Below are 14691 nucleotides of genomic sequence, written 5' to 3'. Positions count from 1 at the left end.
GGCATTAAAATATGATTGAAGCTGATCGACTGGTTTCTGGTAATTTCGAAACAACCCGTGAAGACGATATAATTGATCGCGCAATACGACCTAAATTACTTGATGATTATCAAGGACAGGATCATGTTCGTGATCAAATGGAAATATTTATTAAAGCGGCAAAGATGCGTGATGAAGCCTTAGATCATTTATTGATCTTTGGTCCTCCAGGATTGGGTAAAACAACGCTTGCAAATATAGTAGCGAATGAAATGGGGGTAAGTATTCGTACAACCTCAGGCCCTGTACTTGAAAAAGCCGGTGATTTGGCTGCGCTACTTACAAACCTTGAAGAAAACGATGTGTTGTTTATTGATGAAATACATCGTCTAAGTCCTCAGGTTGAAGAAGTACTTTATCCTGCAATGGAAGATTACCAATTAGATATTATGATAGGTGAAGGCCCAGCCGCACGCTCAATTAAAATTGATTTGCCACCCTTTACTTTAATAGGTGCAACGACACGAGCGGGCTCATTAACGTCACCTCTACGTGATCGTTTTGGTATTACACAACGCCTTGAGTATTACAAAGTAGAAGATCTCAAAGACATTGTAGGCCGAAGTGCTAAATGTTTAGGACTATCAATGGAAGAAGGCGGCGCGATGGAAATGGCCATGCGTGCTCGTGGCACGCCACGTATCGCTAATCGTTTGTTACGGCGTGTGCGAGATTACGCTGAAGTAAAAGGTAACGGACATATTTGTCCTGATATCGCTAATAAAGCATTAGACATGCTCGATGTTGATAGCAGCGGTTTTGATTATATGGACCGTAAACTTCTATTAGCTATTATTGAAAAATTTATGGGTGGCCCTGTCGGTTTAGATAACTTAGCAGCAGCTATTGGTGAAGAGAAAGATACAATTGAAGATGTACTTGAACCGTATTTGATTCAGCAAGGTTATTTACAACGGACACCAAGAGGACGAATTGCGACACATCGTGCATATCTCCATTTTGGTTTAGATCTTCCTGAAAATACGAAGTAAAATAAAAAATCAGAAAAATTAAGCGTGGCGATTAAAGTCACGCTTTGTTGTTTAATAATTTTATTATATTGTGAATTTATTGTTATTTTGATTTGATGTTTATTTATCACGTTAGTTATTTAAATATCAATTTTACTATTTACTCATGATTCAAGTAATATTTATCTGTTTTTTATTATCAAAAATATGATTATGGTTTTCATTTTTATTAGGTGAAAGCTAATGAGAAATATAAAACAAGACAATATCACAAAAGCAGAACGTTTTATTTTTATTGTATCGATGGTTTAATTTCATGCATTAACGGGCTGATATTTAGTAAAAAATAAAAAACGTTATGTTTAATTTAGATATCTATACATTCGTAAGTTTAGATATTTGAGTGGTGTTTACGATACCTTACAAGACAACGAATGACAGTCTAGAAGATGGTTTGATGATCTTTCTAGATTATTCATAAATTTTATTAAGTTATAACAAAAGTAAAGCAAAAAATGATTCACTTCATTTAACTATCATGATTAAATAAGAATAGGAAAAGGAATATTATTTCAGAATACGATCAAATATAATTCATTGTTTACTCATTCCAAATTCATTCTTCCTATCAAAATATTCTGTAAATTGATCTAAATCAAAAATATCTGCGTACAGGCTATCAAGCTCATTTTTTCTTGATATTTGTCAAAGCAAAACGCGTAATAAACTCTTTGAAGATTGCATTTAATATCTGTAATATTACCGACGACTAAATTAGCTATAGAATTACGTATATTTAAATTTATTTAAACAATATTGCAACACAACATGGATGCTTGCAACTATAAGCAAGTGATCAGGAAGGTCGGCAAAATTGCAATAAGTTCTCTATACAAAGCTAAACCCAATAATCGGTACATATTAGTACTGTCACCAGTCAGCTGGTGAATAAAGGAGTTATCAATGTTAACTGATGTCGTCGAACTATCGCGGTTACAGTTCGCTCTAACAGCGATGTATCACTTTTTGTTCGTTCCATTGACTCTAGGTATGGCTTTTTTACTAGCCATTATGGAGTCAGTTTATGTAATGACCGGAAAGCAAATCTACAAGGACATGACTAAGTTCTGGGGTAAGCTTTTCGCGATTAACTTTGCTCTTGGTGTGGCTACCGGCCTATCTATGGAGTTCCAGTTTGGTACAAACTGGGCATACTACTCTCACTACGTTGGTGATATCTTCGGTGCGCCATTGGCAATCGAAGCACTAATGGCATTCTTCTTAGAATCAACGCTAGTCGGCATGTTCTTCTTTGGTTGGGATCGCCTATCTAAGCGCCAGCACCTTGCTGTCACTTGGCTAGTCGCTCTTGGTTCAAACTTCTCCGCACTATGGATTCTTATTGCTAACGGTTGGATGCAAAATCCAGTCGGCGCTGATTTCAACTTTGAAACAATGCGTATGGAAATGGTGAGCTTTGCAGACGTAGTACTTAACCCAGTAGCACAGGTGAAGTTTGTTCACACTGTAGCATCTGGCTACGTATGTGGTGCAATGTTCATTCTAGGTGTTAGTGCATACTACATGCTGAAAGGTCGTGATATTGCGTTTGCGCGTCGTTCATTTGCAATCGCAGCAGCGTTCGGTATGGCATCTATCGTTTCTGTAATGATCCTTGGTGATGAGTCAGGTTACGAGCTAGGCGACGTTCAGAAAACTAAATTAGCAGCAATTGAAGCGGAATGGCACACAGAGCCAGCACCTGCGGCATTTACTGTGTTTGGTTTCCCTAATCAAGAAACCATGGAAACCGATTATGCAATTAAGATCCCGTACCTAATGGGTATCATTGCAACACGTTCTTTTGATACACAAGTAACGGGTATCCGTGATCTTAAGAAAGAGCACGAAGTACGTATTCGTAACGGTATGGTTGCATACGGCCTTCTAGAGAAATTACGTGCGGGTGATAAGACACCTGAAAATATTGCAGCTTTCGACGAAGTGAAGAAAGACTTAGGTTACGGTTTACTACTTAAGCCTTACACCGACAAAGTTGTTGATGCGACACCTGAACAAATTCAAAAAGCAGTAGATGACTCAATCCCTCAAGTATGGCCGCTATTCTTTAGCTTCCGTATCATGGTGGGTGCTGGTTTCTTAATGTTCGCCATTATTGGTGCTGCATTTATCCAGTCTTGTCGTCATAAGATCACTGGTAACAAGCTTGTTCTTAAAGCTGCACTATTTGGTATTCCACTACCTTGGATTGCGATTGAAGCAGGTTGGTTCGTTGCAGAATACGGCCGTCAACCATGGGCAGTAGGTGAAATTTTACCGGTTCATATGGCAGCATCTAACCTTGAACCGTCACAACTATGGTTCTCGTTAGCGGCAATTCTAGCGCTATACACAGCATTCTTAGTTGCTGAAGTTTACCTAATGGTTAAATTCGCTCGTCTTGGTCCAAGTAGCTTGAAAACAGGTCGCTACCATTTCGAACAAAATGACACAAAACAAGATGTGGTTTCACGTCAGGTTGAAGCGTAAGCAGGGAGAAACAAATAATGTTTGATTATGAAAGCTTGCGACTAATTTGGTGGTTACTAATTGGTGTGCTATGCATCGGTTTTGCAATCACGGATGGTTTCGATATGGGGGTAGGTATCCTATCTCATATCATTGGTAAAACGGATAACGAACGCCGTGTAATGATCAACTCAATTGCACCTCACTGGGATGGTAACCAAGTATGGTTGATCACCGCTGGTGGTGCATTGTTTGCAGCATGGCCGCTAGTTTACGCAACAGTATTCTCTGGTTTTTACGTTGCAATGATTCTGACGTTAGCTGCACTTTGGCTTCGTCCTCTTGGTTTCGATTACCGTTCAAAGCTGACAGATCCAAAATGGCGTAGCCTTTGGGATAAAGCTATCTTCGTCGGTAGTTTTGTACCACCAGTGATCTTCGGTGTGGCATTCGGTAACTTAATGCAGGGTGTACCATTTGAACTGAATGAGTTCATGATCCCAACCTACAAGGGTTCATTCTTCGGTCTGCTAAATCCATTCGCACTATTGTGTGGTGTGGTGAGCTTACTGATGATCGTGACTCAAGGTGCAACATTCCTACAAATGAAAACAACAGATGCTATTCATGAGCGTTCTCGTAAGGTTGCTGCAGGCTCTGCAATCCTAATGGCTGTTGTGTTTGTTATTGCAGGTTTTGTATCTCAAAGCATCAATGGTTACGTAATTACATCTGAAATCATTAAAAATGCACCTTCAGATCCAACAACGAAAGAAGTAATGCGTCAGACAGGTGCATTGTTCATTAACTATGCGAACTACCCAGCACTATGGATTGCACCAATCCTTGCGGTAGTGATGCCGTTACTGACAGCGCTGTGTTCACGTGCTAACCGTGCAGGTTTTGCTTTCTTATTCTCAAGCCTAACTATGGTAGGTGTGGTATTAACGTTTGGTTTTGCAACATTCCCATTCATTATGCCTTCAAGCCTAGATCCACACATCAGCTTGACTATTTGGGATGCAACATCCTCTGAGTTAACATTGAAGATCATGACTGTAGTTGCCTTTATTATGGTTCCAGTGATCTTGGCTTACACCTCATGGTGTTACTACAAAATGTTTGGTCGTCTAGATACTAAATATATCGAAGACAACAAAACTTCACTGTACTAAGGAGTAGACGAACAATGTGGTATTTTGCTTGGATTTTAGGTGTTCTACTGGCTTGTTCTTTTGGTATCGTCAATGCGTTATGGCTTGAAACGACCGAAAACATGGATAACGACAGTGAGTAATATGGAACGTGCGATAAAAGCAATACATGCACCATTGATGATGTTGCCACTAAAATTATTAGCGATTGCAATGGCAGTGACTGTTGCAGGGTTAGTGATGTGGGAACCACACCAGTTTGCTGATGCAATTGGTGGCTTTGGTCCTGTAATTGCGCCGTTGATGATTTGGGCAACATGCAGTGCCATGGTTTTTGGTATGAGTTTTGTGCCTCATCGCTGGTATTGGCAGTTATTTTTCTCGCCAATCATCGCACTTCCGATATTAATTTATGTTCTTAAATTGTACTTTTTTTAATAGAAGGCGATTTGTAGAATAATCAAACGGCTTACTACTGTGGTAGTAAGCCGTTTTTTTATAAATATTAGGTAGGAATTGCATTCATTTCGCTTGTTACGCATGGTATGTGAACAGAAATGTGATTTGATTGTCAGAATGGATACGTAAGCGTTAATTTTATATAAAATAACGACTTGAAAGCATCACTCAGTAACAACGTTATATTAAGTTGATGTATAGTAGCAGCAATGTATTTTTGCATATATGAATGATAGCCACGACTCAATGGTAATAAAATGACACAACTTAATGTTTTTAAGTGGCCAGTAACCATTTACTATGAAGATACCGATGTTGGTGGGGTGGTATACCACGCTAACTATTTGAAGTTTTTTGAGCGAGCACGAACAGAATACTTGAGAAAAATTGGGCTAAATCAGCAACAGTTATTTTCGTTAAATATGAGTTTTGTTGTGCGCAGCCTAACGATTGATTTTCTTCGTGGTGCAAAACTTGATGATCAGTTAATGGTCCATACAGTGGTGCAAAATATACGACGAGCTTCAATCGAATTTAGCCAAGAATTAGTAAACAATAACAACGAAGTGCTGTGTAAGGTATTGGTGAAAATTGCTTGTGTCGATCCGACACAGATGAAGCCTATTGCACTTCCTGAACAATTAAAGCTGGAGATAAATTAAGTGAACTCAGAGTTGACGGTTTTAGACATTATTCTAAATTCAGGTGCGCTTGAAATTATGGTGATGCTTATTTTATTAGGCATGTCGATTGCATCATGGACAATGATTATCAAGCGATCTCAAGTATTGTCAGAGGCTAGCCGTAAAGCCGCACAATTTGAAGATCGTTTTTGGTCAGGTATTGATTTATCTCAGTTGTATAAAGAAGTACAAGCACGTAAAGATGACCTAACGGGGTCTGAGCAAATTTTCTATTCAGGTTTCAAAGAGTTTGCACGTTTACACCGCAGCAACGATAAAGTGCCAGAAGCGGTGATGGAAGGTACAAGTCGAGCAATGCGCGTATCACTTTCAAAAGAAGTTGATGAATTAGAAACCAATCTTCCGTTTTTAGCGACGGTGGGTTCAATTAGTCCATATATTGGTTTATTTGGTACTGTACTGGGTATTATGACTGCATTTATCGCTCTTGGTGCGATGAAACAGCCAACATTAGCAACCGTTGCACCTGGTATCGCAGGAGCGTTGATTGCAACGGCGATGGGCTTATTTGCTGCGATTCCTGCTGTAATGTTCTACAACCGTTTAACCAATAAAGTATCAAAGCTAGAACATACGTACGCAACGTTTATGGAAGAATTTTCAAGTATTTTACACCGTCAAGCATTTGCCGCTAATCAGGAGAAGTAAGCAATGGCTTATCAACCGAAAAAGCGCAAAATGACAGCGGAAATTAACGTTGTTCCCTATATCGACGTTATGTTGGTATTGCTTATTATCTTTATGGTAACAGCGCCGTTCGTTAGCCAAGGTGTGGATGTGGATCTGCCACAAACCACCACGGCAGAAACGGTTGCAGAGATGAATAAAGATAGCGATATTCCGCCAATTATTGTGGAAGTCGATAAAGATGGCCACCTTGGTGTCAGTATCGACAATGCTGACATGCAACGGGGCTTATCGTTGCAAGAAGTGCTTGCACGTGTAAAAGCGCAAATGGCAGCGCAGCCTAAAACGTTAGTGATGGTAGGTGGTGATGGTCGTACACCTTATGCACATATTATCGAAACATTGGACGCCTTAAACCAAGCCGGTGTCGGCTCTGTTGGCTTAATGACTGAGCCTCTTGAGCAATAAGGTTAAAGAATGAAAAATAACAATTACACAGGTTCCACCGTTATATCGTTATTTATTCATGCGCTGTTGATTGGATTATTGTTCTGGGGCGCTGATTTTACGATGAAAAAATCAGATGTGGGCGGCAATACCATTCAAGCTGTGGTTGTCGATCCTGCAATGATTCATCAACAAGCGACGCAAATTCGAGAGCAACGGGAAGCGGCTAAACGTGCTGAACAAGAGCGTAAAAAAAGGCTGGAAGAGCAGACGGAAGCGCTTGAAAAGCAGAGAAAAGATGAAGCTGAACGTGTTAGACAGTTAAAAGCCGACAAGCTAAAAGCTGAGAAAGAAGCACGAGAAGCAGAGAAACAACGCAAGTTAGTCGCAGAGCAACAAAAGCAAGCGGCTGAAGAAAAACGTAAAGCTGATGAAGCGGCAAAAGTAGCGAAAGCACAAGCAGCAAAAGCAGAAGCTGAGCGTAAAGCGAAACAAGAGGCAGCAGAAAAAGCGGAGCAAGTTCGTCAACAAAAACTTGAAGAACAACGTAAAGCGGAAGAAGCAAGTCGACAAGCTGAACTTGAGCGTCAAAAGCAAGTAGCAGCAAAGAAAAAAGCACAAGAAGAAGCAGCTCAAGCGGAAGCGAAACGTAAAGAAGCAGAAGCAAAACGTATTGAGGCTGAGCGTAAGGCAGCAGAAGCTAAGAAAAAAGCCGAAGCAGAAGCGAAACGCAAAGCAGCTGAAGCGAAGAAACTCCAGCAGCAAAAAGAAGCAGCATTGAATGATATGTTTGCAGGTCTTGAAGCGGAAAGTGAGCAGCGCGGTGGTGCGAAAGGGCAACATATTGCTGATGAAGTGGCACGTTATGGCGCAATATATAAACAAATGATTCAACAAAATTTATTGGTTGATCAAAGTTTTAAAGGCCAAGAATGTAATTTGACTATGCGTTTGTCTGCTGATGGTTTAGTACTGGATGTCACTCAATCTGGTGGTGATGGTGCATTATGTCGCGCGGCAAAATCTGCGGTAGTCAAAGTTAGCCAATTCCCAATGCCTGATGATCCAGAAATTGCGAAAAAATTAAGAGATATCAAACTTACAGTCACGCCACAGTAAATGATTTGTGGTGCAATATAAAATAGGAGCGATGGATGAAACGTTGGATAATGGGCTTATGTTTAGCTCTATTAAGCGTTAGCCAATTTGCACATGCTGAACTTGAATTAGTGATCACTGATGGTGTGGATTCTGCACGCCCAATTGGTGTTGTTCCTTTCAAATGGGAAGGTGAAGGTAAACTACCCACTGATATTTCTGCAGTAATTGCATCAGATTTACAACGAAGTGGTAAGTTCAGCCCAGTGCCGACAAATAAATTGCCACAGTTACCTCATAATGAAAGCCAAATTGATTACTCAGCATGGAGTAAGATGGGCGTTGATGCGGTTGTAACAGGTACAATTGTTAAGAATCAAGATGGCAATTACACCGTTAATTATCAGTTAGTCGACATTGTTAAAGGTAAACTAGCAGCAGGCACTGAAGGGGCGGCAAAAGGCGATTATTTACTATTGAATAATCAAGCGTCAGTAAAGCCTAACCGCATGCGTCAATATGCTCACCGTATTTCTGATTTAATTTACCAGAAGCTAACGGGTGAACGTGGTGCATTCTTAACGCGTATTGCATACGTTGATAATAATCGTTCATCGAAGTTTCCATATCAATTACGTGTTGCTGATTACGATGGTTACAACGAACGTGTGGTATTGAAGTCCAAACAACCGCTAATGTCTCCTGCATGGTCGCCAGATGGTAGCAAACTGGCGTATGTAAGCTTTGAAAGCGGTAAAGCACAGATCTTCGTGTTAGATATCTACACAGGTAAGCGTGAAGTAGTGGCGGATTACCCTCGCCATAATGGTTCACCACAGTTTTCACCTGATGGTACTAAATTAGCGATGGTACTTTCTAAAACAGGTAGCTTGCAGATCTATATTAAAGATCTGAAAACCAATCAATTACGCCAAATTACTCACGGCCGTGCTAATAATACGGAAGCGGTATGGGCACCCGATGGTCAATCTCTTTACTTCACCTCTGATCGTGGCGGTCGTCCACAGGTTTACCATTTAGATTTAGCAACCGGTGATACGCAACGTGTAACTTGGCAAGGTTCTCAGAACATGGGACCACAAATTACACCTGATGGGCGTTATCTTGTCGTCGTAAACCGTTCAGATAGTGGTTACAACATTGCTAAACAAGATCTTAAAACAGGTGCAATGCAAATTTTAACAAAAGCACGCCTTGCCGAGTCACCAAGTATTGCTCCTAATGGAAGTATGATTATTTATAGCTCAGCGCAAAATAATGGTACTTACGAACTTTCTTTGGTATCCATCGATGGTCGATTCCAAGCACGCTTACCATCAACAAGTAAACGTGTACGAGCACCATCTTGGGGCCCATTTTTATAATTTGAGTTAATTCTCATTTGCCTTTTGAGGCACGATTGAGTTTAAAAAGGAAATCTAGATGCAACTGAACAAAGTTTTGAAAAGTTTAGCCATTGCGCTACCAATGATGACATTGGCAGCATGTAGTTCAACAGATAGTGCAGACAGCTCTGCTGCGAACCAAAACGGTACTAATGGCGGCAGCACTTCGCCTGATCAAACAATTGTGACTCCGGTTGATCCATCAGGAAGCATGAGTGAAGAACAATTGCTTGAGCAACAATTGCAGCAGTTACGTCAAGAACAAACCGTTTTCTTTAAGTTTGATAACGCAGAGATTCAACCTGAGTACCAAGCAATTTTAGAAGCACATGCTGCGTACTTACGTGACCACCCAAGTATTAAAGTCATCGTTGAAGGTCATGCTGATGAGCGTGGTACGCCAGAATACAACATTGCGTTAGGTGAGCGTCGTGCCAATGCAGTAGCACAGTACCTGCAAGCATTAGGTGTACCTGCATCTCAACTTTCTATTGTGAGCTACGGTGAAGAAAAACCATTAGTATTAGGTCACACTGATGCTGATTATGCGAAAAACCGTCGCGCGGTTTTAGTTTACTAATCTAATGTAGGTAAACCCAATATGAGCAGTAACAAAGTAATGCGAAAACTTGCATTAGTGTTGCTGATGAGCGCGGCGACCCAAGTGGTCGCCGCGCCTGTATCGGCAGCGAATTTAGATAGCTTAGAGCGTATGCTTGAAGCGCAAGGTCAGGTGCAGTTACAAATGCAGCGCCGCTTAGAGCAGATGTCATCAGATATTGATGAGCTTCGTGGCAACGTTGAACGTAATAGTTATGAAATTAAAAAAGTGGTAGATCGTCAACGCGACATCTATCGAGAAGTTGATAACTTGAGCCGCCAACCAGCGAAAGCCGAGCCTACGGACGCTAAAAAAGAAGCGGCATCAAGTGAAGCTTTTTCAAGTAATACCGATGAAAATACGGCCTATGAAAAAGCGGTTAATCTGATCTTAAAAGAGAAAGATTATAAAGGCGCAACAAAAGCGTTCCAAAGCTTCTTAACGACTTACCCTAATTCGGTTTATAAGCCGAATGCTAGTTATTGGTTAGGGCAATTATTCTTTGCTCAGAATCAGCTAGCAGATGCTACAACGAATTTTAAAGTGGTTGCAGATACCAAAGACTCAAGTAAGCGCGCTGATGCGTTGCTGAAACTTGGTGTGATTGCAGAACGTGGTAATGATATTGCGACGGCAAAAACATATTATCAAGAAGTGATCAAAGCATACCCGAATTCAACGTCTGCTAATCAAGCTAAAACAGCGCTTACGAAGTTAAAATAAACGCAGTTACGGTTTGATTTTAAAAGCCCACAAAGAAATGGTTATTTCTGTTGTGGGCTTTTTTGTTACTACGAAGTCGAAGCAGTGTTGGTTAAAGGTGAAATTTGGAAAATCCAGCGTATAATGTTCGGACACTAAAGGAATGCTAATGAGCAAGTGAAAAATGAGTATTACATTTGATCCATCAGAGATGGTATATCCGTTTCCACCAAAACCTGCCCGACTAACTGATACTGAAAAACAACAATATATTCAGCAAATCAAACAATTGCTAAAGGATAAAGATGCAGTATTAGTGGCGCATTATTATACCGATCCTGAAATACAGGCATTGGCTGAAGAAACTGGCGGTTTTGTTGGTGATTCACTAGAAATGGCTCGTTTTGGTAATCAACATCCAGCCACCACCTTAATTATTTGTGGTGTACGCTTTATGGGTGAATCTGCCAAGATTCTTACACCAGAAAAGCATGTATTGATGCCAACCTTAGAGGCTGAATGTTCGCTTGATTTAGGTTGTCCTATTGATGCATTTAGCGAGTTTTGCGATGCTCACCCTGATCATACTGTTGTTGTCTATGCCAATACCTCTGCTGCAGTAAAAGCACGTGCTGATTGGGTTGTAACATCAAGTATTGCACTGGAGATTGTTGAGCATTTAGATAGCGAAGACAAGAAAATCATTTGGGGACCGGATCGTCACTTAGGTTCTTATATTCAGAAGAAAACAGGTGCAGAGATGCTGTTGTGGCAGGGTGAATGTATTGTTCACGACGAGTTTTCTGCTAAAGCCCTACGCGACATGAAGCACCTATATCCTGATGCTGCTATTCTTGTTCACCCTGAATCACCTGCGAGTGTTGTCGCATTAGCTGATGCTGTGGGTTCAACAAGCCAGCTTATTAAAGCCGCGAAAGAGCTACCGAATCAGAAGCTTATTGTAGCAACGGATAAAGGCATTTTCTTTAAGATGCAGCAAATGGTGCCAGAGAAAGAATTAGTAGAGGCTCCAACAGCGGGGGCTGGGGCAACATGTCGTAGCTGCGCACATTGTCCGTGGATGGCAATGAATGGTTTGAAAGCGATTTACACCGCATTAAATGATGGTGGTGAGCAGCATGAAATTTTTGTTGATGAATCGCTACGTGAAAAATCACTGATCCCGTTAAACCGAATGCTAGATTTTGCGGCTGAATTGCAGTTAAAAGTAAAAGGTAATGCTTAAGCTTTTTGTTAAATCAGCGGCAATGAATAACAAACGAGCATAAAAAAGAAGGCGAACATCTCTGTTCGCCTTCTTTGTTTTAGGGAAATGTGTGGATTATTAGTCTTGAACTAACATTGCGCCACGTTGTGTTAAGCCACAGAGCATTACAGGAATGGCATTAAAGATCTCTTCAAATTGCGCTAAGGCATCAGCATCTTGTTCTTTTAATGCTTCAAGTGCTGTTTCAGGATCAAACAGTAGGCTGAAAGAAAGCAATACGCCACCCAGTAGGGCATTATCTTCACTTTCTGGTGGCATAATGGTTTCCCAATCATCACGCGCAAGTTGCCAACCCTGAAGCATACCTTCACAGAAGTTACTGGTTGCTTCGGTGACAATTTGGCTATCGTCTAGTGCACAGCCTTCAGGCCATTGCCATGTGTTGTCATAGAGAGTTGTACGTGCTTCATTTAAAATATCAATGATTGCATTGGCATAGTTTTCTAATTCTTCATGGGTACTAAAAGGAGAGGTTTCTTCTCCACCCCATAAAAAAGCTAGCCATTCTGTTGGGGCAATAATATTAGGTGCTGCAGCCATTGCAGTGACAAAGCCACGTGTTTGCGCTTCGTTGAGCAGTAGTTCGGCAAGCTGTTGATCTTGCAAAATGACGCTAAGTTTTGAAGACATATAAAAGAGTCTCTATTTAATCATTGTTAGGATATTCCTTGACCTATTAAACGATCAACGAAAGAGTAATCAAGTATTAGTTACTTATTGTAACAGCCTCGTTAGGTCAAAATAGAGACACGATGAGATATTTTCGTATAAGTATCAGATTTGTTTTAAAAGTAGACACTTAATGCGATGCTTTCAGTTTTATCTTGACCTAATACCTTTAGCACAATATAGTAGCCGTCCGTTAAGAAGCAGTGCCTATTAACGCAATGTGGTGAGGTGTCCGAGTGGCTGAAGGAGCACGCCTGGAAAGTGTGTATACGGCAACGTATCGAGGGTTCGAATCCCTCCCTCACCGCCATCTCTTATTTTTTTAAGAGATAACAATTTAGGAGAGATGGCTGAGTGGTTGAAAGCACCGGTCTTGAAAACCGGCATACGTTTATAGCGTATCTAGGGTTCAAATCCCTATCTCTCCGCCATATTAAAGAAAGCCGCTAGCGAAAGTTAGCGGCTTTTTTACGTTTGAAAAATGACTGCTACCTATTGTGATACAGAGATTGGTATTTGAAGCGTTCAAATCCTCTAATACCCAGAGCTGCTCCGTCATATTAAAGAAGCCGCTAGCGAAAGTTAGCGGCTTTTTTGTATTTTTATTATATATACCTAATATATAAGTATTTTCTATTATGATCTAGACGTTACTTTATTCGTATATCTTTATTACTGTAAGAGTCATTATTAACTTTTAGTTATAGGCTGTATGTCTATTAATCACTATTTCAATTTAATATATGTTATCTATTAAGTTTAAAATAAATAATATAGTTTAACTTTTAAGAATATATGGAATCATTTTTAAATTATTATCAAAGGTGTTTATTATTAAGAGTGAATATAAATATTGAATTTCGATGGTAAAAATCATGCAAAAAATGGTCTTTTATATTGTACTTTTATTTTTATCTGCGCAATCTTTTTCCCAGCCTGTTAAAAAAGTGCTTAATGGCTCTGACGTCGATCTTTTTGATTCTTTTCTACTACCATGGAATGCCGCTCTTATAAGTAAAAATAACGATTCCATTATTTGTGGTGCGGTTGTCATCGCAGAGCATTGGTTGCTAACTGTTGCTCACTGTAATAATGATAATTTAGGTAATGTAGCTATTGTTGGTGCTCATAGTGTTGATGTGGACAATCTTGTTCTTTTACATGATAGATATAAGTTTAATATTGTCGATAAAATATCACATCCAGATTATGACCCGCTAACATTCTTAAATGATATCGCTTTATTAAGGGTAGACCGCTCACTTTTTGAGGTGTCTCAAGCGATTAAGATCGCTACAGTTAATGAGCAATATATTGTAGATGAGCAATTTAGAAATTCTTGGGCAACAAATATTGATTCATCATCAACGACAATTGCGTCAGGTTGGGGAGATACTGTTAGCAAAGGCTATCCATCAATCTTGCAGGTAGTCACCTTAGCTGGGGTTCCTGACGAACAATGCATAGGTTTAACTGATAATCATGATTATATTGTATGCGCTGATTCAAATATTAACGGACTCATTAAAGATGTTTGTAATGGTGACTCGGGTAATCCTCTTATTTGGCAGAATGAACAGACTATGTCAGATAGTGATAAGGGAGTAAGGCTAATTGGACTGGCTAGTAATGGGGCGATATGTATAAATCGAAATAACTTTCCTGAAAATCAATATAACCAACTTACTGGTCAATATACGCAGGTTTCATCTTACAAACTCTGGATAGAAGATTGTGTAACGAAACACCATGGTTATCAGGATTTTACACTCAACGATAATAACTTAAAACCAACTATAGATATTGACCCATTTGTATCAATACCAGATTACCCTCAAGAAAGAACTTCACCAGAACCTGAACCTGAGAAAGAAATCGTCACGACGGATAGCAGCGGTGGTTTAGTTTCTTGGTATTTCATTTTGATTATTTTGGTTGTTACTTGGATCGATAAGTTGATATTACTTAAAAATTAATAGCGAGAAATAAACCCCTAT

The 14691-nt window shown here is 40.0% G+C and carries 15 protein-coding genes and 2 tRNA genes; 16 read left to right on the top strand and 1 reads right to left on the bottom strand.

What is annotated here, in order from left to right:
• Positions 1–11: 11 nt before the first annotated feature.
• The 13 genes from ruvB (at position 12) to nadA (ending at position 11983) form a co-directional block, all read left to right on the top strand.
• Positions 12–1031 carry a Holliday junction branch migration DNA helicase RuvB gene (gene ruvB, locus C9J45_RS01185; protein WP_105060588.1) on the top strand — a complete coding sequence of 340 codons (1020 nt, stop codon included), beginning with the start codon at positions 12–14 and terminating at the stop codon, positions 1029–1031.
• 942 nt (positions 1032–1973) lie between these two features.
• Positions 1974–3560 (top strand): cytochrome ubiquinol oxidase subunit I, encoded by a 1587-nt coding sequence (gene cydA / locus C9J45_RS01180; RefSeq protein WP_107205624.1) that lies wholly within the window; start codon positions 1974–1976, stop codon positions 3558–3560.
• Between the two features lie 17 nt (positions 3561–3577).
• Positions 3578–4714: a cytochrome d ubiquinol oxidase subunit II gene (gene cydB, locus C9J45_RS01175; protein ID WP_107205625.1), complete on the top strand. Its 1137-nt coding sequence runs from the start codon at positions 3578–3580 to the stop codon at positions 4712–4714.
• 14 nt (positions 4715–4728) lie between these two features.
• The gene (gene cydX / locus C9J45_RS01170) at positions 4729–4836 is read left to right on the top strand and encodes a cytochrome bd-I oxidase subunit CydX (RefSeq protein ID WP_005370675.1); all 108 of its coding nucleotides are present in this window, start codon (positions 4729–4731) and stop codon (positions 4834–4836) included.
• A 1-nt stretch (position 4837) separates the two neighbouring features.
• Positions 4838–5131: a cyd operon protein YbgE gene (ybgE, locus tag C9J45_RS01165; RefSeq protein ID WP_107292062.1), complete on the top strand. Its 294-nt coding sequence runs from the start codon at positions 4838–4840 to the stop codon at positions 5129–5131.
• Between the two features lie 278 nt (positions 5132–5409).
• Complete coding sequence (gene ybgC, locus C9J45_RS01160; protein WP_107259429.1) at positions 5410–5814, top strand: tol-pal system-associated acyl-CoA thioesterase; 405 nt, start codon at positions 5410–5412, stop codon at positions 5812–5814.
• Positions 5815–6504: a protein TolQ gene (tolQ, locus tag C9J45_RS01155; RefSeq protein WP_105060583.1), complete on the top strand. Its 690-nt coding sequence runs from the start codon at positions 5815–5817 to the stop codon at positions 6502–6504.
• Positions 6505–6507: 3 nt separating this feature from the next.
• Positions 6508–6951 (top strand): protein TolR, encoded by a 444-nt coding sequence (gene tolR / locus C9J45_RS01150; protein WP_105060582.1) that lies wholly within the window; start codon positions 6508–6510, stop codon positions 6949–6951.
• A 9-nt stretch (positions 6952–6960) separates the two neighbouring features.
• On the top strand, positions 6961–8049 hold the full coding sequence (gene tolA, locus C9J45_RS01145) for a cell envelope integrity protein TolA (protein WP_107259431.1): 1089 nt from the start codon (positions 6961–6963) through the stop codon (positions 8047–8049).
• A gap of 35 nt (positions 8050–8084) precedes the next feature.
• Entirely contained in the window at positions 8085–9413 is a 1329-nt protein-coding gene (gene tolB, locus C9J45_RS01140) for a Tol-Pal system beta propeller repeat protein TolB (protein ID WP_107205629.1), read from the top strand.
• Between the two features lie 58 nt (positions 9414–9471).
• Positions 9472–10014 carry a peptidoglycan-associated lipoprotein Pal gene (gene pal / locus C9J45_RS01135; RefSeq protein ID WP_107205630.1) on the top strand — a complete coding sequence of 181 codons (543 nt, stop codon included), beginning with the start codon at positions 9472–9474 and terminating at the stop codon, positions 10012–10014.
• 21 nt (positions 10015–10035) lie between these two features.
• Positions 10036–10758, top strand: coding sequence for a tol-pal system protein YbgF (gene ybgF / locus C9J45_RS01130; protein ID WP_107205631.1), 723 nt, complete (start codon positions 10036–10038; stop codon positions 10756–10758).
• 163 nt (positions 10759–10921) lie between these two features.
• The gene (nadA, locus tag C9J45_RS01125) at positions 10922–11983 is read left to right on the top strand and encodes a quinolinate synthase NadA (protein ID WP_107205632.1); all 1062 of its coding nucleotides are present in this window, start codon (positions 10922–10924) and stop codon (positions 11981–11983) included.
• A gap of 99 nt (positions 11984–12082) precedes the next feature.
• Here the strand turns inward: nadA and C9J45_RS01120 are convergent, their stop codons facing one another.
• Positions 12083–12655, bottom strand: coding sequence for a UPF0149 family protein (locus C9J45_RS01120; RefSeq protein ID WP_105060577.1), 573 nt, complete (start codon positions 12653–12655; stop codon positions 12083–12085).
• 261 nt (positions 12656–12916) lie between these two features.
• Here C9J45_RS01120 and C9J45_RS01115 point away from each other — a divergent pair.
• From C9J45_RS01115 to C9J45_RS01105, 3 genes are all read left to right on the top strand, one after another.
• Positions 12917–13004, top strand: a tRNA-Ser gene (locus C9J45_RS01115).
• Positions 13005–13034: 30 nt separating this feature from the next.
• Positions 13035–13125, top strand: a tRNA-Ser gene (locus tag C9J45_RS01110).
• Between the two features lie 444 nt (positions 13126–13569).
• On the top strand, positions 13570–14670 hold the full coding sequence (locus C9J45_RS01105; RefSeq protein WP_233217599.1) for a trypsin-like serine protease: 1101 nt from the start codon (positions 13570–13572) through the stop codon (positions 14668–14670).
• Positions 14671–14691: the final 21 nt, after the last annotated feature.

It is taken from the genome of Photobacterium sp. GB-1, from assembly GCF_003026165.1.
Classification (GTDB): domain Bacteria; phylum Pseudomonadota; class Gammaproteobacteria; order Enterobacterales; family Vibrionaceae; genus Photobacterium.
Note: the sequence above shows the minus strand (reverse complement) of the source record. Positions and strands in the feature narration are given on the sequence as shown.